We start from the raw sequence: 22,292 nt of genomic DNA on the forward strand, positions 1-22,292 counted from the left end.
TTAAATCTTTATTCCCGGAGGAAGCATTTCTTGATATTTTCTGTTTTTTCTAAAAAAGCTGACAATTTTAGAATGTGTAGGAACAACCCTTAAATTGCGTTCGCTTACTAAATCTAAAACATTTTTAATGAATTCTTGTTGTATAACCTCGTCTTCACAGTTTCCTGCACAGAGCTTGGTTAAAAAAATTTTTCTTTCTTGTAAAGAGTATTCAATAGTAAGTAAACCTTCATCTGTAGTTACTTCAAAATGTCTTAGCAGTTCATTATCTTTTATTTCCATCTGAAAAGTATTTTTACGGTAGAACGTGGAGTGATTTCGTATCGAATCAAAAATAAATTTCAATTACAATGCAAAATTACTAATTTGATTATCAAATTCAAATGAATATAACATAAAACTATTTAAGTTTTTAATAGAAAGTTAAATTTGGTAAAATCAATATAAAAAAAAGAAGAAAAGCAAAAATAAATGGTAATTTTATAATGTTATATTCAATCGTTTTCGAAGCAATGACTAAAATTCCTGTTTATTTGATGCCCGGATTAGCCGCTAGTCCGGCTATTTTTGAAAATATTAAACTGCCGGAAGATCAGTTTGAACTTTTTTATTTAGAATGGATGATACCGCTAAAAGATGAATCTTTAGAACAATATGCCAGACGAATGAGTGAAAAAGTAGTGCACGATCAAGCCGTTTTGGTTGGGGTTTCTTTCGGAGGGATTTTAGTTCAGGAGATGAAACAATTTTTAAATGTGTCCAAAGTTATTATTGTTTCGAGTGTAAAAACCAATAAAGAATTACCAAGGAGAATGCGTTTTGCTAAAAAAACATTGGCATATAAATTGCTGCCTACTAGTTTGTTGACCAATATAGAAAATTTAGTCAAATATGCTTATGGAAGTAATGTTGTGGCAAAAAGGATTAAGCTTTATGAAAAATTTTTGAGTGTTCGTGATAAGTATTATTTGGATTGGTCTATTGAAAAAATTGTAACTTGGTCGCGAACTTTGCCGGATGATGAAATTATTCATGTTCATGGTGATAAAGATGAAGTGTTTCCTATACAATATATTTCGAATTGTATAGTTGTAAAAGGAGGAACTCATATAATGATTTTAAATAAATTCATGTGGTTAAACCAAAATTTACCGCAATTAATTTTAGAAGAGAAAATAGAAAAACAAGCGATATGAAAAAGATTGGTGTTATTTTAGGAGTTGTTTTAGTCGGTAGTTTGTTTATTTATGCAACAGCTACAGCAGTAAAAGAACAAGTATATGTAGATTATCCGAAGCAAATGAATTTTGCAGGAGAAAATGTGCCTTATAAAATGGCAGATGTACAGGAACGCTTAGATCGTGAAATGGTGACCAACATGAATTATCATACCAATACGACTTTGGTGATCAAAAGAGCTAATAAAGTATTTCCTATCATTGAGCCTATTTTAAAGAAAAATGGTGTGCCTGATGATTTTAAGTATTTAGCGGTTATTGAAAGTAGTTTGGTTAATGCTGTTTCGCCTGCAGGAGCAAGAGGTGTTTGGCAATTTATGCCTGCAACAGCCAAAGAAAAAGGAATGGAAGTAAACGATTATATTGACGAAAGATACGATTTGGTAAAATCAACCGAAGCGGCTTGTGCTTATTTAAAAGATGCTTACGCCAAATTCGGAAGTTGGACATTAGCAGCAGCTTCTTATAATGGTGGAATGGGAGGAATGTCTAGAAGATTAGGCGAACAGCAAGTAGAGACTTTTTACGACTTATTGCTTCCGGAAGAAACCTCTCGATATGTATTTCGTATTTTGGCTTTAAAGGAAATCATGCAAAATTCAGCAAAATATGGTTTTGCTATTCCGCAAGAAGCATTGTATCAGGAAGTTCCGTTTAAAACGATTCAGGTAGATAGTACAATTAACGATTTGGCGGGTTTTGCTAAAACTCAAGGGATCAATTATAAAATTTTAAAATTACACAACCCTTGGCTTCGCGATAAAAGCTTGCCTAATAAATCTAAAAAAGTGTACGATATAGTAATCCCAACAGGCGGATACTAAAATGAATAAAATGACGTTACAAATAGCGCTTTTTTTAATCTGTATTGGTCTTGCAGCCGGAATTTTAAGTGGTTTAATAGGAATTGGAGGAGGAATAATTATTGTTCCCTTGTTGCTTCTTTTAGGATTTTCGCAGCAACAAGCACAAGGCACAAGTTTAGCAGCATTATTGCCGCCTGTAACCTTGTTGGCTGTTGTAAATTATAATAAACAAGGTTTTGTAGATTGGCGTTACGCAATAATTATTTCAGTGTTTTTTATATTAGGAGGACTTCTAGGAAGTAAAATTGCTATAGGGTTGGATGAAAAAGTATTGCGGAAAGTTTTTGGAGTAGTACTTCTGATTATTGCCGGAAAAATGATTTTAACGAAATAAAAAAATCCCCTGAATATTTTCTTTCAGGGGATTTTTTATTAAATCTTTTTCATTTGCTGTTGCATCATCTTAATTTGATCTTTCAGCATATTGTGCTTGTCTAATTTTTTAGCTTCATTCAATAAATTAGTAGCTTCCATTTTACGTCTTTTAGTCATGGCAATTCCGGCTAATTGTAATTTGGCTAAAGCCAAATCTTGATCCATTGATAAACCTAACTCAATTGCTTTTTTAAAGTATTTCTCAGCCAAAGTTAAATTGGTTTGAGAAACCATAATCCCGTTTAGGTAATTATAGTATCCTTGTTGTTTTTGAACCAATGCAGTTTCCGGATTTTTAATTTTGTCTAACCAAGCTTTTGCACCTTCCATATCTTGTTTACGCAATTTTAAGAAAGCCATTAAAATAAGTTCATTTTTAAAATATAAAAAGATAGGAAGAGACGATAAAAGGATTAAAAATATTCCATTTCCTATATTGTTTTCGAAAAATTGGTAAATTCCAAAAGCAATAATTAGTCCGGCAATGATTAATTTAATATTTTTGTTAAACATACTCGTATTTTTTTGTGAGTTGCAAAGGTAATAAAATCAATTAAAAATATTTTTAAAAAAGTACTTGCTATTGAAAAAAGTCTTTGTATATTTGCACTCGGTTTTCCAAAAAGGAGAACCGCTTATTTAAGAGTTTCGATTTTAATTATAGAATTTAAAGATACAAGCAATGAGTAAGAGAACATTTCAACCATCAAAAAGAAAAAGAAGAAACAAGCACGGTTTCATGGAAAGAATGGCTTCTGCTAACGGAAGAAAAGTGCTTGCTCGTAGAAGAGCTAAAGGAAGACACAAATTAACTGTTTCTAGCGAACCTAGACACAAAAAATAATGTTCTTTTACCAAGCAATAATATAAAGGTGTTACTTCTTTTGAGTAACACCTTTTTTTTATAATTTTATAAGAGTTTTTAAGCTAATTGTTTGACTACTAATAACACAACAACTTTATAATGCCAAAAGACAGTTCTATTAAATCGGTTTTAATTATAGGTTCAGGACCTATAATTATTGGACAAGCTTGTGAATTTGATTACTCTGGTTCACAGTCTGCACGTTCGTTAAAAGAAGAAGGATTAGAGGTTATCTTAATCAATTCTAATCCGGCAACTATCATGACAGACCCTAAAATGGCAGATCATGTATATTTGAAACCCTTAACGACAAAATCAATTGTAGAAATTTTAAAAGCCCATCCGCAAATTGATGCTGTTTTGCCTACAATGGGAGGGCAAACCGCTTTGAACTTATGTATCGAAGCCGATGAAAAAGGAATTTGGGAAGATTTCGGAGTAAAAATTATTGGTGTAGATATCAATGCTATCCAAATTACCGAAGATAGGGATAAATTTAAACAACTTTTAGCAGAAATTGATATTCCTGTTGCACCGGCAAAAACAGCAAACTCGTTCTTAAAAGGGAAAGAAATTGCTCAGGAATTTGGTTTTCCATTAGTAATCCGTCCATCTTTTACTTTAGGTGGAACCGGAGCTGCTTTTGTTCATAAAGAAGAAGATTTCGATACCTTATTAACTCGTGGTTTAGAAGCATCTCCAATTCACGAAGTTTTAATCGATAAAGCTTTATTAGGTTGGAAAGAATACGAATTAGAGTTATTGCGTGATAAAAATGATAATGTAGTTATTATCTGTACTATTGAAAATATGGATCCAATGGGAATTCATACAGGAGATAGTATTACTGTGGCTCCGGCTATGACATTGTCAGATACTACTTTTCAAAGAATGCGTGATATGGCCATCAAAATGATGCGTAGCATCGGAAATTTTGCAGGAGGTTGTAATGTGCAGTTTGCGGTTTCTCCGGATGAAAAAGAAGACATCGTAGCTATCGAAATTAATCCTCGTGTATCGCGTTCATCAGCTTTAGCATCAAAAGCAACGGGTTATCCAATTGCTAAAATTGCATCAAAATTAGCTTTAGGCTATAATTTGGACGAATTACAAAATCAAATTACCAAGTCAACTTCAGCCTTATTTGAACCTACATTAGACTATGTAATCGTTAAAATTCCTCGTTGGAACTTTGATAAATTTGAAGGTTCTGATAGAACTTTAGGATTGCAAATGAAATCAGTAGGTGAAGTAATGGGAATCGGACGTTCGTTCCAGGAAGCATTACACAAAGCGACTCAATCTTTGGAGATTAAGAGAAATGGTTTGGGAGCTGATGGAAAAGGATATAAAAATTACGAGCAAATCATTGAAAAACTAACGTATGCGAGTTGGGATAGAGTGTTTGTGATTTATGATGCTATTTCAATCGGGATTCCTTTGAGCCGTATTCATGAAATTACTAAAATAGATATGTGGTTCTTAAAACAATATGAGGAACTATATCATTTAGAAAAAGAGATTTCCAACTATACAGTAGCAGACTTACCAAAAGAATTGTTATTAGAAGCAAAACAAAAAGGTTTTGCTGATAGACAAATTGCTCACATGATGGGATGTTTGGAAAGTGATGTTCACAAATTACGAGAAGAACAAAAAATAAATAGAGTTTTCAAATTGGTTGATACTTGTGCCGCTGAATTTAAAGCACAAACACCTTATTATTACTCTACTTTTGAAGCTGAAATTGAAACTGCAGATGGAAAGCGCTATGTGTCTAATGAAAGTACTGTAACGGATAAGAAAAAAGTGGTGGTTTTAGGTTCAGGACCAAACCGAATCGGGCAAGGGATTGAATTTGACTACTCATGTGTTCACGGAGTTTTAGCTGCTAAAGAGTGTGGTTATGAAACTATCATGATTAACTGTAATCCGGAAACAGTTTCTACTGATTTTGATACGGCGGATAAATTGTATTTTGAACCGGTATTTTGGGAACATATTTATGATATCATTCAGCATGAAAAACCAGAAGGAGTAATCGTTCAGTTAGGTGGGCAAACGGCATTAAAATTAGCTGAAAAATTGTCAAAATACGGAATCAAAATCATTGGAACTAGTTTTGAGGCCTTAGATTTAGCGGAAGACAGAGGAAGATTCTCTGAATTATTAACAGAGTTAAATATTCCATTCCCTAAATTTGGTGTGGCTGAAAATGCAGAAGAAGCTACTAAATTAGCCGATACGTTAGATTTTCCACTTTTAGTACGTCCTTCTTATGTATTGGGTGGTCAAGGAATGAAGATTGTGATCAACAAGAAAGAATTGGAACAACATGTGATTGAGATATTGAAACACATTCCAAATAATAAATTGTTATTAGATCATTATTTAGATGGAGCAATTGAAGCAGAAGCAGATGCTATTTGTGATGCTGATGGAAATGTGTATATCATCGGAATTATGGAACACATTGAACCTTGTGGAGTTCACTCTGGAGATAGTAATGCAACTTTGCCACCGTTTAACTTAGGTGAGTTTGTAATGCAGCAAATTAAAGATCATACGAAGAAAATAGCAGTAGCTTTAAAAACAGTTGGTCTTATCAATATTCAGTTTGCGGTTAAAGATGATACGGTTTATATCATTGAAGCCAATCCAAGAGCTTCTCGTACAGTTCCGTTTATTGCAAAAGCATATGGAGAACCTTATGTAAACTATGCAACTAAAGTAATGTTAGGTGAGAAAAAAGTAACTGATTTTACTTTTAATCCTCAATTAAAAGGATATGCAATTAAACAACCGGTATTTTCTTTTAATAAGTTTCCTAATGTAAATAAAGCTTTAGGACCTGAAATGAAATCAACAGGTGAAAGCATTTTATTCATAGACGATTTAAAAGATGATCAATTCTATGAATTATATGCAAGAAGAAAAATGTACTTGACAAAATAATTAGATTGTATAAAAAAATAAGGAGCTTTTTTTAAGCTCCTTATTTTTTATTTTACTTTTTGATAAAGTTTTGGGTATGTTTTTTATTGTCTTTAGTTTCAATGGACAAGATATAAACACCTTTCGCTAAACTACTGACATTAATAGAGTTAAGTTGTAATTCATTATTTAAGACTACTTGTCCTAATTGATTGTAAATTTTAATTGATTTAACATCAAGAGATTCTAGATTTGAAATATTGATAATATTGTCTGCCGGATTAGGGTAGACTTTAATCTGGTTTTCTCCATTGATCCCGACTAAACTTAATGGGCTAGAACCTTCAATAACCATCAAAGGTTGGTTAATTTCAGGATTTTCAATTACATCGATAGTTCCGGAAGGCCAAATCACATGAACTTCATCAATTGTAGTAGCGGTTCCAATACCGAAGTGAGCGTTTAATGAACTCATATATTTAAAACCTTCACCGCTTCTGATGTCTCTGATCTGTTTTCCCCAGCTTCCATAAATTTCGACACGAGCTCCAATACCATTTTTGTTACTAGCCACTCCTTCAAGGTTTATTTTTATCCAGTTGTTTCCATTGGGAACAGCATAATGAATTGTAGTACCATTTTGAATATCTAAAAAACCGTCATTATTTAAATCTCCTATAGCACCAATTGATATGTTACTATAAGTGATGGGATAAAAGGTACCATTACCACCATTATTAAACATAATTTTATTTCCGCCTCCTAATACATCAACAAATCCATCATTATCAAAATCATAAGCAACATTGTCAATATTGGTACTTGAATTTGTGTCCCAACCGGAACCAGAAGTGATTTCGGTGAAGGTAGTATTTCCAGTATCAATATTATTTCTGAAAAAATGATGTAGACCAGCGCTGGCTGTGATGATAATATCCATGTCACCATCATTATCATAATCTGCAATAGCTGAAGACCACGTTTGTATAGGTGTAATGTTTATACCTGCGATAGCTGAAATATTTGTGTAAACTCCGTTGCCGTCATTTCTATGTAATTCACATGCGGGACCAGAGCATTTAGAGATGAATACGTCAGTATCGCCGTCATTGTCAAAATCGGTAAACAATGTTGAATAATTACCCGTTATAGTTCCGATATTCATAGCTCCGGGAGTTACACCACATTGATAATGTATTAAATTATTGTTGCCATCGTTCAGATAATAAACATTAGCATCAATATCATGACAAGAAAAAACGTCAAGATTTCCGTCATTATTTAAATCGGCAAAATTTGTTCTTTGGCAAAAAATGTAATCAGTCGGAGAAAAGTTTGAATAGGCTGTTCCGGTATTATTAGATGTCCAAACACTTAGCCCGCCTCCGCTACCAAGTACTAAATCAGTGTATCCGTCTCTATTATAATCTCCGGCAGCCATACTCCAAGAAGGCATTTTACTTGTACCGCTAATAGGTATATCAGTAATACTAAATACTCCCGGAGAAGATAGTTGATGATGAATTCTTAGATTATTAGCGCTAACTCCTACAATGTCATCTTTGTAATCTCCGTTCATATCTACAATACATAGATTGTAAGTGCTATTTATAGTACTGATTGTTTGGTCTGAATATGAAATTGGAGCAGGCGGAGGTGTAATTAATGGGTTTTCAATTAGCTGAAATGTAAATCCATTGCTACTCCATCTATTATCCCATGCTATATAGTAGGTTTCTCCGGCTGTAACATTAAATGTAGCCATGGAAGAAAAATTACTTCCACTATCATCATCTCCCGAATAACAGGTTAAATTATTACAATCTCCTGTGTATACATGAAAACGAGTATCAATTAATGGGTTGTTTACAGAAATGGAAGAAGTAACGATTACGGTATAATCATCAGAAGGGGTGTAAGCATACCATTCTCCATGAGGATTTCCATTAGTGATGGCTCCGTTGCTAGTACAAAAAAGAGTTGGAGGAGTTCCGTCGATACCTGTAATGGTATAAAATCCTGCTGTTGTTATTGGAACAGCTGTTAGGCAAGTGTCTTGTGCCTTGATACTGCTAACAATAAAAAACATTGAAAGCAGTTGTAACGTAATTTTTTTCATGTTGCTATGGGTGTTTATAGGTTAGTCTTATGGACAAGAAGATAGTGAATTAATCCAATCTCTAATTAATTCAACACCTTCTGTGTGTATTATGGTTCTTCCGTGTAAAGGCATTCTATAACTTTCATCTTCCGTATTTAAACGGTAGTACATCATAGATCGTTCAATGTTACCCGGAGTTACGATTTTTGATAATGCCGGAGGAAAATCCTGCATATCCTGAGTATCAACGCATACACCCATATTTCTGTTGTTATTATAGGTTTCGTTGAAAGCATAACGCATAGGTCTGTAATTACAATGCCCTCCGTCTCTATGACAGTGAGCACAGTTTATATCTACGTAAGAGCGAGCTCTTAGATCAAGCGGTTGTGATAAATCATGATAATCAACAACGGTATTTTCTGTAGATGGAAGACTGAAATTATTTTCTAAATAGCCGTCTTCTATCCACTTCGAAAGCTGATTTTTATTTTCTCCGGAATAATCGTAATTAAAATTCAAGTTTTGAGGTTTAATCCCAATAGGAGTGTGAGTTGTAATAAGAATATGATCAACCTCTTCCTCGTGCTTGTGACATGTAATACATTGCACTTCACTCGGGATTCTGTAATTAGCACTTTTTAAGGTATTGTTTTCATCGAGCCAACTAATAGGTATGTCACTGCCATCCAGATCAAAAAAGGCTTCAGTTTGCTCATCATTCCACACATAATTAGCAAAAATCCAACCATCTTCTTTTCGAATCATTAATCGGGTTTCAATAATTTGAGTGGTATTGTTAGGCTGTACATTATCATAATAAAAAGTTTTAATAAGTACGGCTCCCACAGGAAGTTCTAATATATTTCCGTCTCCATTATAAGATCCTTTAGTGTTTTTTGGCATCCATACAAATCTCTTTTTAAGAGCATAATCAGTAAATAACGTGCTGGCAGGAGTATAGGCTAAAACTCCTGAGTAGGGCTTTTGATTTTTTAGATCTCCTTCAAAAAAGTGATAATCGGAAAGTTTTTCATAAGGAACTTGTGTGAGGTCAACGGTTACAGGAGAAGTAGGAACAGGTGTATAATCTCCATCGTTGTTACTCTCATTATCATCTGAACAAGCGTAAAATCCTAAAAAAAACGAGAAAATTAAAATAAAAAAGAGGTATTTTTTTGTCATGTTTGATTAGTTTGTTTCTAACAAAAATAACATTTTTTTTATTTTAATGTAAGATTATGGTTAAAAAAATATTGTATTAATACTAAATTGTAGTGTTTGTAGGCTTTTGTTGGTGTTGATAAAATTATTTCAGACTAAAAATATTAGATACTTTATTATTTTAAAGTGATATCAAAGTTCAATTCAATATTTAAACCGTCAAGTCTTTTTAGAGCTTCTTCGCTTTTATAATCGTAGGTTTCTTCTAATTTTTTGTATTCTTTTTTGTGATTGATTCTTCTCAACGAATCAAAAAAGCGACGTACTTCAACCCAATTGTTTAAAATTAAAGCAGGAACTTTTATGCTTTTTCCTTCTTCGTCTTTAGCGACCATGGTGAAATAGCTTGAATTGCAATGTTTTACTTTTCCGGTTTGAATGTTTTCGGCATCTACGCGAATTCCCACAACCATCGAAGTATTTCCAACGTAATTAACAGATGCTTTTAAGGTAATAAGTTCGCCAACTTCAATTGGATTTAAAAAATCTACCGTGTCCACAGAAGCTGTTACACAATAACTTCCTGAGTATTTAGAAGCACTAGCAAAAGCAATTTGATCCATCAATTTTAATAAATAACCTCCGTGAATTTTTCCACTGAAATTACTATGAGAAGGAAGCATCAATTCAGAAAGTGTTACTCTTGAAGCTTCAACGGTATTAGCAGGTCTAGTTTTCATCATTAGAATTTTGGTTAAAATGAGGAGAATTTTCTTTTTCAACTTTGGTGATAAAATAGCGCGTATCTCCCCACCAAAAAAAAGTTCGATAGCGTTCGATATATTCTACTTTCACATAATTTCCTTGGTAATCTTTCAGTTGTTGAATAATATCTTCGTGTTTGCCTTCTACAGAAAAACTAAAAATTTGCGCACCCGAAATTCCTTGACTGATTTCTCCTTCCCATGTTTTAATAGCAAATCCTTTATGACTAATTTTAATCAATTCGCCAGAACGAACGCCTTCACTATACGGAACATAATACACAAAACCAATGTAACCGATAGAAATTAGGGAAAGGAGCAGGATGGCATAAACCACAATCTTTTTAACAATATTCATAAGACTCAGAATTAATTTTCTAATAAAGATTCATCATTATTTGCTCTTTTCAAAATACTTTCAGGAAGTGCTTTTTTAGCTTTGGCACCCATTTTTTTCAAGCGTTCCACACTAGTCACTAAGTTTCCTTTTCCGTCTACTAGTTTATTCATGGCATTGCCATATTCACTTTTGGCTTCGTCCATTTTTTTACCGATTTTAATCAAATCTTGAACGAAACCTTCAAATTTGTCATATAAAGCTCCGGCCTGACGCGCAATTTCAATGGCATTTTCTTGTTGCTTTTGGTTGGTCCACATACTATCAATAGTTCGAAGTGTTGCCAAAAGGGTAGAAGGTGTTACAATTACAATATTTTTTTCAAAAGCTTTGTTGTAAAGTGTGGTATCTTCATGTAGAGCAATGGCAAAAGCAGGTTCGATAGGAATAAACAATAACACAAAATCGGGACTTTCCATGTGGTAAATATCTTGATAGTTTTTGTCGCCCAATTGTTCTACGTGACGCTTAATAGAGTTAACGTGTTCTTTTAAAAAGTTGGCTTTTAAAGTATCGTCGTCTTCATTTACAAAGCGTTCATAAGCTGTTAAAGAAACTTTAGAATCGACTACCATTTTCTTGCCATCCGGAAGATTCACAATAACATCGGGCTGAATACGATTGCCGTCTTCGGTGGTAAAACTTTGTTGTACTTCATATTCGCGCCCTTTTTCTAAGCCCGATTTTTCTAAAACACGCTCTAAAACCAATTCACCCCAATTTCCTTGCATTTTGCTGTCGCCTTTTAACGCTTTAGTCAGGTTAATGGTTTCTTTGCTCATTTGCTCGTTCATTTCCTTCAATCCTAAAATTTGCTGACGAAGTGCAGCATGATAGTCAATACTTTCTTTGTGAGTATCTTCCACTTTTTTCTCAAACAACTGAATTTTTTCCTGAAGTGGATTCAGGATTGTTTTCATGTTTTCTTTGTTTTGTTCCGTGAATTTATTGGTTTTTTCTTCCAATATTTTATTCGCCAAAAGCTCAAATTCTTTGGTGAATTTCTCTTGAACTTCCGTTAATTCTTGTTTTTGTTCTTTATTTCGTTCCAATAAATTATCGAAATCATTTTCTTTTTTAGCCAAATGAATCGCTAAACTTTCTTTTTCTTTTTGAAGATTGTCTTTTTCAATGGATAGATTTTCTACACTCTTTTCCAACTGATTTTTTTCTTGTTGAAACTGTTGTTTCAATTGATCTATTTGGCTCAACAAACCATTAATGCGTTCTTCTAAACCGGAAGTTGCGGATTGTGATTGCGATTTGGTAAGTAATTTACCAATGTAAAAACCGATAGCTAATGCTAAAATAAAAACGGCGAGTACTAAAATTGTTTGCGACATATAAAAATTGAATTTCAAATGTAAATTTAAGGAAATTAATCAATTTAAGAATTCTCTTCGACATAATTTGAAAAACGTATTTTTGCGAAAATTTCCGCATGCAACATCATCATTTTTTATTGCACAAACCGCATGGTTTTTTAAGTCAGTTTATTTACGAAAAGAAACGAAACAAACGCTTATTGGGCGAATTGTTTTCTTTTCCGGATGGAACCATGGCTATTGGTCGGTTAGATGAAGATTCGGAAGGTTTATTGCTGTTAACTACTGACGGAATGATGAGTGAAATTGTGCGTGCAAAATCTGTAGAAAAGGAATATTATGCGCAAGTAGACGGTTTAATAACGGATGAAGCTGTCGAACAATTACAGAAAGGAGTTGAAATTGGTTTTAAAGGTATTCGGTATGTGACTAAGCCTTGTCAAGCCAAACGAATAATTGAATTACCGGATTTTATTGGTGAAGGCAGAAGAATTCGCGATGAACGTCACGGACCCACGAGTTGGGTTTCGATAACGGTAACCGAAGGTAAATTTCGCCAAGTCCGAAAAATGACAGCGGCAGTTGGTTTTCCTACGTTGCGCTTGGTTCGTGTTCGCATTGGAAATACTCTTTTAGCCGGAATTTCCGCAGGAGAAGTTAAAGAAGTAACTGCCTTTGATTTGTAAATAGAAGAACTGCTTCAAAAAGAATGGTTAATATTTTGAATTCATTTCAAAATTTAAAAACATAATATCTAATTTTTTGTAGAATCTGAAATTAACTTAGAATGACTGCTACTATAGTATACTAGTTTATCAAATGAATTTAATTTGATAAAATAAATCAATTGTATATATTTTCAAGAACAAGTAGAAATACGTGGTTTTTAAATGGGGTTTTATTTACCTTAAATGGCATTTTTTCTTTGGCTTACTTTGTGTGATAGATAACAAAAAAACAAATTATTATGCCACAAGAACAAGAGCAAAGATTCAGAGAACAAGTATTGGTAAATGGAGAACAGGTAATCTTAAATGAAGGTACTATTGAAGAGTTGGGAGAAAAAGCAAGAAGACAGTCAAGTAATAACTTAAAAGAAATGGTTTCTAAAGGAGGAACTGCTGAAACGGTTATAGAAGTTGCAAAATTTGCATGGGATATTATAAAAGATTCAAAAGCTTCTGCTGCAACAAAAGAAACTACTTCAAGAGTTTTATCTGTTAAAGACAATAATTGGGAAAATTATGAGTTAGCTGAAAATTTTGCTTCAGATGAAATCACCTATATGTTGGACAACTTTGTCGGAGTGAACTGTTATACTCTTAAATTTAAAGTAGCCGGAACTTATAAAGCAGTAAATCCTGATTTTGGTGGGAAATGGATTCCTAATATTCATGTTACTTTTTCCAGATGTGATGCCAATATTCCTTGGGTAATTAATGGGAGTGCAGTTATAGACAGTACTTTTGTGACTAATATAGGCACAAAAACCAATCCAATACCTCAATTGGTATTGAATGTTAAAATAAAAACCGATGCTAAATTTGCGCTCAATTGGGAAAGCCATGAGCGAACATTTGAATTTACATTAAACGGAGAAACTGGTGTTAAATTGATTAATTAAATAAAAAAATCCCTTTTCAAAAGGGATTTTTTGTTAAAATATTTCATTGAAAAAATCTTTCATGGCAATCCAACTTCTTTTGTCAGCTAGTTTGTTGTAAGCAGCACCTTTGCTGTTATCAGTATCTAAATCTTTATGCGTGAAAGCATGAACGGCATTTGCATAGAAAACCATTTGCCAATCGGCTTTTGCTGCTTTCATTTCCTCTTGAAAAGCTAAAACTTCTTTTTGCGGGACATACGGATCATCGGCTCCGTGTAACGCTAAAACTTTGGTAGTGATTTTTTCAGTTGGTCGTGAAGCATCTTTGCTTAATCCACCGTGGAAAGAAACTACACCTTTTACATTAAAATGGGCACGAGCCGTTTCTAAAGCTCCGGTTCCGCCAAAACAATAGCCAATTATAGCGATTTCGTCTTTATTGGCGCCATTTTTAATTAATTGGTCTAAAGCCAATTGAATCCTTTTTTGGTATTCTTCATAATTAGTTTTGAAATGACCGGCTATTTGACCAGCTTCCGAAGTATTTTTTGGACGTTTGTCCACACCATAAATGTCTGCTACAAAAGCATGATACCCCAGTTTCGCTAAATCTTCTGCAACTTCTTTAGAATGATCATCAATTCCCATCCAAGCCGGAAGAATCAAAATGCCAATGTTTTTAGGGTTGCTTTTTTTCGCTTTGCAAAAGAAACCTTCCAGTTTTTGGTTTCCATCAGTATAAGAAACAGTTTTTAATTGGGCTTGAGCCAAGAAACTGAATAAAATAAGACAAGAGGTCAGTGTTTTCATTTTTATAATGAATTATCGGTTTGTTACCGTAAAGATACTGAATCCTCTTAGAAAAAATGGAAACTACTTTTTGATAATTTTAGTTAAAAACGTTTTCTCTTGATTGGTAATTTTGATAAAATAAGCACCGCTTTGTAAATCAGAAAGATTGATTTTTAAAGTATTAGATGTCATATTGTTTTGGTAAACCAATTGCCCTAAAAAATTAAAAATTGCAATTTGTCCGTTATTAAAATCACCTTTCAAATCTTCAATGGTTATAAAATCAGTTGCAGGATTCGGATAAACAGTCAATGAAGAAGAAGCAAAAGTTTCCGAATGTAAGGTGCTGTCAAGATACGTTAAAGCTGCTTGCATATTAGGAATTGGACCAATATGAGCTGAGGTTGTTCCTCCTTGAGCAATTCCGGTATCGATTAAAATAGTTCTGATCTGTTGGCTAGTCAAATAATTTCCGGTATGAAAATAGTAGTACGATTGTAAAACGGCTGCACAAGAAGCAACTATTGGCGTAGCCGAACTAGTTCCGGTAAACGTTTTATAACTTTGGTTAAAATCGCCTCCAATCATGCTGTAGTTATAAGGAGCATAATTACTGTCATAACCACTGGTTAATACATTTTCTCCCCAAGCTTGAAGGTTAACGCGGCTTCCGTAAGTGCTATAGTAAATTCTAGAATGCGTGGTATTTGCTGTTCCGGCACCTACAATAATTGCACCGCTGTCACCAAGAGCCATATAACTAGCATAACCCGAAGCATCCAAATTTTGGTTTCCGTTTCCTGCGGCAGCTACAATTACAATTCCGGCATCGGTGGCTGCTTTGGTTAAATTCCAGATCGGAGTATCAAATTCAGCAGGAACATAATTGTATCCTGTTCCCACACCATACGTTTGCATCTCAAACATAATAACGTCACCGATAGAAGCATTAGCAATGGCTTGAGTAACGGCATAAGTTCTGTTATAACCGTTTTCAACGGTGTATTCCGGATAAAGAATAACACTGTCTAAACCATGAGCCATTCCGGAAACGCCATAAGCTCCGTGATCTGCGTAGGCAATTCCTAGAACTCCGGTTCCGTGTTCAGTATACGTTTGCGTAAGTGAAGGTTCAACAGTCATTCCGGAAGCAATAGCGATGTTAACGGAATTAAATTCTTCATGATTTACATTCATGCCATACTCAACATCGTACATTGAAATTCCGCTTCCGTTAAATCCCAAATTCCAAGCATGTTGCATGTTTACACCCGGATTACTTTGAATATACCCTTGTTGACCAAAATAGTCCGGTGTAGTAGGAGCAATATCTGTTGGTGGCAAAATTGGCGTTGTTTTTACAGCTTCACAATATTTAATTCCTGAAACCTCTAACATTTTTTTCTGAAAATCAGCGCTATTAGTCTGTGAATTTAAAGGAATAGCAATTTTATAGATATTTTTTAACTCTTGAACCGATTGATCTGAACCGCTGACTAAAAGAGCTTTCTTACTTAAATCATCAAATTGTTCATCGGTTAAAAGAATGCCTTGAGAAATAGTTGCATGATAGTTATTGATCATTTGTTCAAATGAACTTTCATCAAATAAAACTTTGTTTATTTGAATAAAAAATTCTGCTGTACTATTTTGTTTTTCCTGAGCATCAAGAAGTAAACTAAATAACATAAAACAAAGAAGTAGTAATCTTTTCATAAACAGAAAATTAAGTGAACAAATATATCAAAATATTGTATTGTTTTTACATAATGATAAACTTCCCTTTTTCTGCATCAAAAAAGATATTTTCGTCTTTAAAAATCTGATTAAAAATACCTTTAGTAATTAGATTACAAGGCTGGTCTTGATAGATTTTATCTTCTGTAAAAACAATCATTTCGTCAGCGAGTTGAATAGCCAAATCCAAATCATGTGTAGAATATAAAATGGTTTTTCCGGTTTCATGAGTCAGTTTAGACAATAATTTTAATAAGGTCACTTTATGTACTAAATCCAGATGTGTTGTAGGTTCGTCCAAAATAATAATCGACGTATCTTGTGCTAAAGCTCGTGCAATCATTGCTTTTTGAAGTTGTCCGTCACTGATTTCGTAATGTTTTTTGTGCGCAAAAGCAGCAATTCCGGTTAAAGAAATGGCTTCTTCAATTTTTTGTTTGTCTTCGCCAGAAAGCGTTCCTAACCAATTGGTATAGGGTTGGCGTCCCAAAGCAATGATCTCGTAAACCGATAAATTACTCGGCGGAAGACTTTCGGTTAAAACCAAACTCATTTCTTGGGCTAATTCGTTGGCGTCATAATCGGATAGCTTTTTTCCGTTTAATGAAATGCTTCCCGAAAGTGGTTCAATAATTCCCGTGATGGTTTTTAAAAAAGTAGATTTTCCAATACCGTTTTTTCCGATCAATGCAATGAGTTTTCCTTTTTGTAAATCCAAAGAAATATCCTTTTGGATCACGTTTTGGTGTTTTCCTTTGCTGTAACCAATGGTTAAATTAGCTGTATGTAAAACGGATAAACTCATTATAGCTGCATTTTTCGTTTTCGGATTAATAACCAAACAACAATGGGCGCTCCAAAAATAGAAGTCACAGCGTTAATTGGCAAAGTTAAATCACTATTAGGAACTTGAGCAATGCTGTCACAAATTAATAGCATCATGCTTCCCAAAAGAAGAGTACTGGTGATTAAAACCAAATGATTACTCGTTTTGAAAAGCAATTTTGCAATGTGCGGAACGGCTAATCCAATAAAAGCAATGGGACCGACTAAAGCAGTTGTGGTTCCGGCCAGAATACTAGTGGCTAAAATGACAATCAGTCGCGTTTTTTTGAAATGAATTCCAATACTTTTTGCATAGCGTTCACCCAAAAGTAAAGCATTTAATGGTTTCGCAATACTAAAACTAAGCAACACGCCTGTGAGTATTAAAATGGTCAATAAACTTACTTCGTTCCAAGATAAATTGCTGATGCTTCCAAGTGACCAAAAGGTATATTTTTGTAATTGTTCGGCAGTTGAAAAATAGGTTAAGACCGAAACCATTGCGCTGGTGAAACTGCTGAACATCAATCCTACGATTAAAATGGCCATGGTGTCTTTTAATCTTTTGGCGACCAATAAAACTGCAGTTAAAACTAAAAAACTTCCCAAGCCGGATGCTAAAGTTAAACCATAAGCCGAAAGGAAAAACGGAGCAATACTAATGGGCAATAAAGCTGATCCTAAAATGACAAAAGCAACGCTTAAACTAGCACCTGAACTCAGCCCTAAAACATAAGGTCCGGCTAACGGATTTCTGAATAAGGTTTGCATTAATAAACCGCTAATGGAAAGTCCGATACCGACTAAAACAGCAGTTATGGCTTTGGGCAACCGAAAATGAAACAGAATGATTTCCCACGAATCTTTTTCCATTTGAAAACCGAATATTCCTTTACTGATTTCGCCCAAAGGAATTTGTACAGAACCCAAGCTAATGTTGATTAAAAACAAGAGAATTGTTCCTAAAAATAAGAGCGAAAAAAGGATTTTATGTCGGTTTGAGATTTGCATTTATTGTAAATGTTCAAAGAAATACAATTCGTGATTTGGTAAAATTTCCGGATGGAGAATTTTAATCAAATCTTTCACCACTAAATCGGGACGATTAGGAGCCAATTCATAATAAATAACGCCGCCTGTTGTTCCTTTTTTAGAGCTGAAAGAATACACTTTTCTATAACGAACCGATTTGAAATACGTATAATTCGGGTTGCTGTTGACGATCTCTTCAATAGAAGTAAATTGCCCCGGACCAATCCAAAAATCGGCATCTTTAGCTCTGTCTAAAACACTTTCAAAAGATAGCGCTAAACTTCCGGTTCCCTCAGTGTCTTTCCACAAATAATAACTGTTTGCTTCGTTCAAGAAATAAGCAGCCCAACTTCCGCCTTGCGGTAAATACCATTGATCTTCATACATGCTTCCGGCCATAACGGTTGGTAAAGATTTAGTGTTCCTAGCTAAGGCAACAGCTTCTTTATAATCGGATTTAATTTTGTTGTAAATCGTGTTGGCTTCGTCAGCTTTATCAAATAATACACCAAAAAATTTGATCCATTCGGCTTTTCCCAAAGGTGTTTTTTCGGTCCAATCGCTGTTTAGAATGATCTTTTGACCATTTTGTTCCAAATTTTTATAGGTTTTCATGTCACCGTCAACACTAAAACCAACAATCAAGTCGGGCTGTAGGTCTAAAATGACTTCTGTGTTTAGACTTTGGTTGCTACCAAGTTCTCTGATTTTTCCGGAATCAATTAAATTTCTGGTTTTTTCAGAAGAAATATAATTGGTGTTCGGAAAAGCAACTAACTTATTTTCTTCGCCTAGCATTTCCAGAGAAGGGATATGTGTAGTTGAAGTAACAATTAGCTTTTGTACAGGAATTTCAATGCTGGGAAAATGACTTAAACTGTCGGGAATTGTGGTGTTTTTTTTGTGTAAAATGTATTGATATACTTCTGTGGCTTCCGGAAAAGTATTGGCCACAGTAACCCAATAAAATGAACCGAAATCTTTGATAGATAAACCTTCAGCATCAGAAATGAGTTCTTTTTCGGTAGGTGTAGGTACAGGAGTTGTTGTAGTTGTAATAGGTTGATTTTCTTGTTTTTTACATTGAGAAAAAAAGAAAATAAAGCTTAAAAAAAAGATGATTTTTTGAACGAAGGACATGTGTTGAAATTTTTAGCAAAAATAGAATTTTGTTTTTAGAAAATCTATTTTGCGTAACAAATGCTACATTTTTATTGCTGATTTCGACTTAAATTAGCCTAAAAAAATGAGAGATAGCAACGCCTTTATGTATATAGTCATTACTGTAATTATACTACATTTTGTAGTCGGTTTTGTTTGGCTAATTAAAAAAATGAGTGGTAAAAAATGATTACAGTTTAATTATCTTTTTTCTGAATTGCTGGTCTGAAGAATCAATAATTTGAATACTATAGATTCCGCTTTCCAAATTGTTTAGGTTAGTATTCAGATCTTCTAAACGAGTACAACTTTTTACTAATTTGCCATCTATCGAGTATAAGTTAATAAGTTTTGCTTCAATATTATGAGATAAGTAAATTGCATCACTAAAAGGGTTAGGATATATTTCTAGTATATTTTTTTCAAAAGAAGGTTCGTTTAAAAATACTAGAGAAACGTATTCAGAGCCACTAATGACATTGTTGTAATTTGATAAATCGTTTTTTAAATCAGCAATAGTACAATTTGTACACTGCAAGATAGGATATTCTAAATGAGTGACATTGTGGTTTTGAAAAATTGTATTTAGACCGCTGTCATTGGTAATAATAGCACCATTACTATCCGTTCCGGTTTGAATACCTATATTAGAATCAACTAGAGAAAAATATAAAATGTCGCCAAATGTTTCAAATTGAGGACAAATAGAAACCTTAGTTACAAAAGAATTGTAACTTTCTAAATCATTGATAAAAGAAATTAAATTATTTCCTGAATAGATAGCAAAGAATGAAATTGTATTATCTAAGGGGTGAAAATTACTAGTGATTGAACTGATATTATGATTTTGTAAAATTATATTCAATCCAGAATCTGATGTTGTGTTATTGTAAGGATTCAAAGGATCGCTTGTATTCGTTAATACATAAGCGCTCATATCATTTGTAGAAATCTGAATAAAATTTTGACTATAAGTAACTTCAAATACAAAAAAAATGAAGAGTATAAATTTTCTCACTTGTTTTTTCTGCTAAAATAAAAAAATAAGTTTACTTTTGCAACCGAATTAAGGTTGGGGTTCAATTTTGAACTCCATTAAAAGGGAATCAGGTGTAATGCCTGGGCTGTACCCGCAACTGTAAGCTATAAAGCTTGTTATTTTCTGCATTGCCACTGAAAATTTTAATTTTTTGGGAAGGCTAATAACAAGACGCAAGCCAGGAGACCTGCCTAGTTCAACACGAATAACAAACTTTCGGGAATAAAAGTTTTGTAAAAAATGAACAAGCAGATACAATTTCTTTTAGCGTTTTTTATTGGTTTTGCCATGTATGCACAGCAAGATTCAATTGTGCAATTGCATGAAGTGACAGTGGCTGATCGCCAATTAAAGAAATTTTCCGGAAGTCAGAAACAATTGGTGCTATCTGATAGTGCTATTGCGCAAAGCAAAGGTTCGCTAACCGATTTACTTCGATACAACTCTTCCATATATTTTAAGGAAAATGGTTTAGGAATGGTATCATCGCCTTCCTTTAGAGGAACTTCCGCTTCACAAACGGCTGTGGTATGGAACGGAATTAATATTAATTCGCAGTTTAATGGTCAAACCGATTTTAATACTGTTAATGCAACTGATTTTGATAATGTGACAATTAAACCCGGCGGAGGAAGTGTAACTTATGGTAGCGGAGCAATAGGCGGAAGTATTCACTTGAACAATGAAATGACTTTTAAACCACAGTCTAAACATAGTTTAAGTGCAAATTATGGAAGTTATAGCACTTACGGCATTCGTTATGGAGGACTTTTTTCGACTGAAAAATTTTCAACATCGGTTCATTTTAGCCGAAATGAGTCAAAGAACGATTACGACTACATTGGTTACAACAAGAAAAACGAAAATGGGTTTTATCAAAATAACAGCTTCAATACTGTTTTTGGTTATCAATTAAATGAAAAGCACACCTTAAAGTTATACACACATTATTTTGACGGAGAACGTTATTTTTCGGGGACTGTTTCGTCGCCGGCTAAAAGTAAATATCTCGATTTCAATACCCGAAATATGTTGGAATGGCAAATGAAATGGGGGAAATTCACATCACAGTTAAAGACCGCTTATCTAACAGAGAAGTATAAATATTTTGAAAACCGTTTTACGGATAATTTTACGAATGGAACGGTAGAAACGGCTTTAGTTAAGTATGATATTATTTTTGAACCTACAACTAAATGGCGTTGGGATCTTATTTTAGATTATACGTCAAACAACGGAAGAGGTTCAGGGATTACCGAAGCCAAACGTGAAGTTGCTGGCGGAAGTTTGTTGGTTCAACATCAGTTGACGTCGACTTTTCAGTACGAAGGAAGTTTGCGATATGAAAATACATCTATTTACAAAAGTCCATTGTTGTATTCGTTAGGAGGGAAGTGGAATGTTGCGCCTTGGTATACCTTAAAATTTAATGGCTCTAAAAATTACAGAGTACCAACATTTAACGATCTGTATTGGCAGGGAAGTGGTAATCCTAATCTAAAACCGGAGTATTCTTTGCAAGGTGAAATTACTCAAATCTTTTCCTTTTCAAAAGTTAGAATTACAGGGACAGCTTATTATTATGACATTACCGATATGTTGCGTTGGATTCCTAATGCCAGTGGAGTTTGGATTCCGGAAAATACAGATAAAGTAATTACGTATGGTTCCGAATTAGGATTAGAATGGCAAAAGAGTTTAGGTGAATTTCAATTAAAATTAAATGGAAGTTATGCCTATACGATTTCTGAAAATAAACAAACTCAAAAACAACTGATCTATGTACCTTATCATAAAGCTAACGGACAGGTCGATTTAGGTTATAAACGAGTTTCTGTGTATTACCAGTGCCTTTACAACGGAAAAGTATTTACCTCAAGTGACAATTTTTATGAATTAGAAGGGTATTTTATCTCCAATGCCGGTTTTGAGTATCGTTTGGGGAAACAAAAAAATATATCGGCTTTATTTCAGGTGTTAAATTTTGAAAATAAATTTTACCAAAATGTTTTATCGCGTCCTATGCCCGGACGAAATTATAATGTGAGTATCAATTTTAAACTTTAATAAA

Annotated in this window: 21 protein-coding genes and 1 riboswitch; of the genes, 8 read left to right on the plus strand and 13 right to left on the minus strand. The window is 33.8% G+C overall.

Going from position 1 to position 22,292, the window contains the following annotated elements:
* Positions 1–282 carry an N-acetyltransferase gene (locus tag ACUSJC_RS12215; RefSeq protein WP_449269850.1) on the minus strand — a complete coding sequence of 94 codons (282 nt, stop codon included), beginning with the start codon at positions 280–282 and terminating at the stop codon, positions 1–3.
* A 203-nt stretch (positions 283–485) separates the two neighbouring features.
* On the opposite strand from ACUSJC_RS12215, the gene ACUSJC_RS12220 reads away from it, so the two are divergent.
* The 3 genes from ACUSJC_RS12220 to ACUSJC_RS12230 are packed head-to-tail and all read left to right on the plus strand — an operon-like array spanning position 486 to position 2,438.
* Positions 486–1,196 (plus strand): alpha/beta hydrolase, encoded by a 711-nt coding sequence (locus tag ACUSJC_RS12220; protein ID WP_449269851.1) that lies wholly within the window; start codon positions 486–488, stop codon positions 1,194–1,196.
* Complete coding sequence (locus ACUSJC_RS12225) at positions 1,193–2,062, plus strand: lytic transglycosylase domain-containing protein (protein WP_449269852.1); 870 nt, start codon at positions 1,193–1,195, stop codon at positions 2,060–2,062. The genes ACUSJC_RS12220 and ACUSJC_RS12225 overlap by 4 nt, the downstream gene beginning before the upstream one ends.
* Before the next feature lie 10 nt (positions 2,063–2,072).
* Positions 2,073–2,438, plus strand: coding sequence for a TSUP family transporter (locus ACUSJC_RS12230; protein WP_449269853.1), 366 nt, complete (start codon positions 2,073–2,075; stop codon positions 2,436–2,438).
* Positions 2,439–2,476: 38 nt separating this feature from the next.
* Here ACUSJC_RS12230 and ACUSJC_RS12235 read toward each other — a convergent pair whose 3' ends face one another.
* Complete coding sequence (locus ACUSJC_RS12235) at positions 2,477–2,992, minus strand: DUF2892 domain-containing protein (protein WP_449269854.1); 516 nt, start codon at positions 2,990–2,992, stop codon at positions 2,477–2,479.
* Between the two features lie 169 nt (positions 2,993–3,161).
* On the opposite strand from ACUSJC_RS12235, the gene rpmH reads away from it, so the two are divergent.
* Together rpmH and carB are read left to right on the plus strand one after the other, a co-directional pair.
* Positions 3,162–3,323 carry a 50S ribosomal protein L34 gene (gene rpmH / locus ACUSJC_RS12240; RefSeq protein ID WP_026979292.1) on the plus strand — a complete coding sequence of 54 codons (162 nt, stop codon included), beginning with the start codon at positions 3,162–3,164 and terminating at the stop codon, positions 3,321–3,323.
* A 120-nt stretch (positions 3,324–3,443) separates the two neighbouring features.
* The gene (gene carB / locus ACUSJC_RS12245; RefSeq protein ID WP_449269855.1) at positions 3,444–6,299 is read left to right on the plus strand and encodes a carbamoyl-phosphate synthase large subunit; all 2,856 of its coding nucleotides are present in this window, start codon (positions 3,444–3,446) and stop codon (positions 6,297–6,299) included.
* Between the two features lie 52 nt (positions 6,300–6,351).
* Here the strand turns inward: carB and ACUSJC_RS12250 are convergent, their stop codons facing one another.
* The 5 genes from ACUSJC_RS12250 to rmuC form a co-directional block, all read right to left on the minus strand.
* A complete protein-coding gene (locus ACUSJC_RS12250) occupies positions 6,352–8,397 on the minus strand; it encodes an FG-GAP-like repeat-containing protein (protein WP_449269856.1) in 2,046 nt (681 codons plus the stop codon).
* A 27-nt stretch (positions 8,398–8,424) separates the two neighbouring features.
* Complete coding sequence (locus tag ACUSJC_RS12255; protein WP_449269857.1) at positions 8,425–9,564, minus strand: hypothetical protein; 1,140 nt, start codon at positions 9,562–9,564, stop codon at positions 8,425–8,427.
* A 155-nt stretch (positions 9,565–9,719) separates the two neighbouring features.
* On the minus strand, positions 9,720–10,286 hold the full coding sequence (locus ACUSJC_RS12260) for an acyl-CoA thioesterase (RefSeq protein WP_449269858.1): 567 nt from the start codon (positions 10,284–10,286) through the stop codon (positions 9,720–9,722).
* The gene (locus tag ACUSJC_RS12265) at positions 10,273–10,665 is read right to left on the minus strand and encodes a 6-phosphogluconate dehydrogenase (RefSeq protein ID WP_449269859.1); all 393 of its coding nucleotides are present in this window, start codon (positions 10,663–10,665) and stop codon (positions 10,273–10,275) included. Before ACUSJC_RS12265 ends, ACUSJC_RS12260 begins: the two co-directional genes overlap by 14 nt.
* Positions 10,666–10,676: 11 nt before the next feature.
* Positions 10,677–12,047, minus strand: coding sequence for a DNA recombination protein RmuC (rmuC, locus tag ACUSJC_RS12270; protein ID WP_449269860.1), 1,371 nt, complete (start codon positions 12,045–12,047; stop codon positions 10,677–10,679).
* A 98-nt stretch (positions 12,048–12,145) separates the two neighbouring features.
* Between rmuC and ACUSJC_RS12275 the strand changes: the two genes are divergently transcribed.
* Entirely contained in the window at positions 12,146–12,715 is a 570-nt protein-coding gene (locus ACUSJC_RS12275; RefSeq protein ID WP_449269861.1) for a pseudouridine synthase, read from the plus strand.
* 281 nt (positions 12,716–12,996) lie between these two features.
* Positions 12,997–13,653 carry a hypothetical protein gene (locus ACUSJC_RS12280; protein WP_449269862.1) on the plus strand — a complete coding sequence of 219 codons (657 nt, stop codon included), beginning with the start codon at positions 12,997–12,999 and terminating at the stop codon, positions 13,651–13,653.
* Between the two features lie 33 nt (positions 13,654–13,686).
* Here ACUSJC_RS12280 and ACUSJC_RS12285 read toward each other — a convergent pair whose 3' ends face one another.
* The 6 genes from ACUSJC_RS12285 to ACUSJC_RS12310 form a co-directional block, all read right to left on the minus strand.
* Positions 13,687–14,445, minus strand: a complete 759-nt coding sequence (locus ACUSJC_RS12285; RefSeq protein ID WP_449269863.1) for a dienelactone hydrolase family protein — start codon at positions 14,443–14,445, stop codon at positions 13,687–13,689.
* 63 nt (positions 14,446–14,508) lie between these two features.
* Positions 14,509–16,143 (minus strand): S8/S53 family peptidase, encoded by a 1,635-nt coding sequence (locus ACUSJC_RS12290; RefSeq protein WP_449269864.1) that lies wholly within the window; start codon positions 16,141–16,143, stop codon positions 14,509–14,511.
* A gap of 46 nt (positions 16,144–16,189) precedes the next feature.
* A complete protein-coding gene (locus tag ACUSJC_RS12295; RefSeq protein ID WP_449269865.1) occupies positions 16,190–16,969 on the minus strand; it encodes an ABC transporter ATP-binding protein in 780 nt (259 codons plus the stop codon).
* Positions 16,969–18,000: an iron chelate uptake ABC transporter family permease subunit gene (locus ACUSJC_RS12300; protein ID WP_449269866.1), complete on the minus strand. Its 1,032-nt coding sequence runs from the start codon at positions 17,998–18,000 to the stop codon at positions 16,969–16,971. Before ACUSJC_RS12300 ends, ACUSJC_RS12295 begins: the two co-directional genes overlap by 1 nt.
* Positions 18,001–19,161 (minus strand): ABC transporter substrate-binding protein, encoded by a 1,161-nt coding sequence (locus tag ACUSJC_RS12305; protein ID WP_449269867.1) that lies wholly within the window; start codon positions 19,159–19,161, stop codon positions 18,001–18,003.
* A 211-nt stretch (positions 19,162–19,372) separates the two neighbouring features.
* On the minus strand, positions 19,373–20,200 hold the full coding sequence (locus tag ACUSJC_RS12310; RefSeq protein WP_449269868.1) for a T9SS type A sorting domain-containing protein: 828 nt from the start codon (positions 20,198–20,200) through the stop codon (positions 19,373–19,375).
* A 34-nt stretch (positions 20,201–20,234) separates the two neighbouring features.
* A riboswitch (cobalamin riboswitch) is annotated at positions 20,235–20,430 on the plus strand.
* A gap of 31 nt (positions 20,431–20,461) precedes the next feature.
* Between ACUSJC_RS12310 and ACUSJC_RS12315 the strand changes: the two genes are divergently transcribed.
* Positions 20,462–22,288 (plus strand): TonB-dependent receptor plug domain-containing protein, encoded by a 1,827-nt coding sequence (locus ACUSJC_RS12315; protein ID WP_449269869.1) that lies wholly within the window; start codon positions 20,462–20,464, stop codon positions 22,286–22,288.
* Positions 22,289–22,292: the final 4 nt, after the last annotated feature.

This window comes from Flavobacterium sp. U410, assembly GCF_053570605.1.

Coding starts and splice junctions, on each gene's coding strand:
- ACUSJC_RS12215 (WP_449269850.1), bottom strand. CDS start 282: ATGGAAATAAAAGATAATGAACTGCTAAGACATTTTGAAGTAACTACA.
- ACUSJC_RS12220 (WP_449269851.1), top strand. CDS start 486: ATGTTATATTCAATCGTTTTCGAAGCAATGACTAAAATTCCTGTTTAT.
- ACUSJC_RS12225 (WP_449269852.1), top strand. CDS start 1,193: ATGAAAAAGATTGGTGTTATTTTAGGAGTTGTTTTAGTCGGTAGTTTG.
- ACUSJC_RS12230 (WP_449269853.1), top strand. CDS start 2,073: ATGACGTTACAAATAGCGCTTTTTTTAATCTGTATTGGTCTTGCAGCC.
- ACUSJC_RS12235 (WP_449269854.1), bottom strand. CDS start 2,992: ATGTTTAACAAAAATATTAAATTAATCATTGCCGGACTAATTATTGCT.
- rpmH (WP_026979292.1), top strand. CDS start 3,162: ATGAGTAAGAGAACATTTCAACCATCAAAAAGAAAAAGAAGAAACAAG.
- carB (WP_449269855.1), top strand. CDS start 3,444: ATGCCAAAAGACAGTTCTATTAAATCGGTTTTAATTATAGGTTCAGGA.
- ACUSJC_RS12250 (WP_449269856.1), bottom strand. CDS start 8,397: ATGAAAAAAATTACGTTACAACTGCTTTCAATGTTTTTTATTGTTAGC.
- ACUSJC_RS12255 (WP_449269857.1), bottom strand. CDS start 9,564: ATGACAAAAAAATACCTCTTTTTTATTTTAATTTTCTCGTTTTTTTTA.
- ACUSJC_RS12260 (WP_449269858.1), bottom strand. CDS start 10,286: ATGATGAAAACTAGACCTGCTAATACCGTTGAAGCTTCAAGAGTAACA.
- ACUSJC_RS12265 (WP_449269859.1), bottom strand. CDS start 10,665: ATGAATATTGTTAAAAAGATTGTGGTTTATGCCATCCTGCTCCTTTCC.
- rmuC (WP_449269860.1), bottom strand. CDS start 12,047: ATGTCGCAAACAATTTTAGTACTCGCCGTTTTTATTTTAGCATTAGCT.
- ACUSJC_RS12275 (WP_449269861.1), top strand. CDS start 12,146: ATGCAACATCATCATTTTTTATTGCACAAACCGCATGGTTTTTTAAGT.
- ACUSJC_RS12280 (WP_449269862.1), top strand. CDS start 12,997: ATGCCACAAGAACAAGAGCAAAGATTCAGAGAACAAGTATTGGTAAAT.
- ACUSJC_RS12285 (WP_449269863.1), bottom strand. CDS start 14,445: ATGAAAACACTGACCTCTTGTCTTATTTTATTCAGTTTCTTGGCTCAA.
- ACUSJC_RS12290 (WP_449269864.1), bottom strand. CDS start 16,143: ATGAAAAGATTACTACTTCTTTGTTTTATGTTATTTAGTTTACTTCTT.
- ACUSJC_RS12295 (WP_449269865.1), bottom strand. CDS start 16,969: ATGAGTTTATCCGTTTTACATACAGCTAATTTAACCATTGGTTACAGC.
- ACUSJC_RS12300 (WP_449269866.1), bottom strand. CDS start 18,000: ATGCAAATCTCAAACCGACATAAAATCCTTTTTTCGCTCTTATTTTTA.
- ACUSJC_RS12305 (WP_449269867.1), bottom strand. CDS start 19,161: ATGTCCTTCGTTCAAAAAATCATCTTTTTTTTAAGCTTTATTTTCTTT.
- ACUSJC_RS12315 (WP_449269869.1), top strand. CDS start 20,462: ATGAACAAGCAGATACAATTTCTTTTAGCGTTTTTTATTGGTTTTGCC.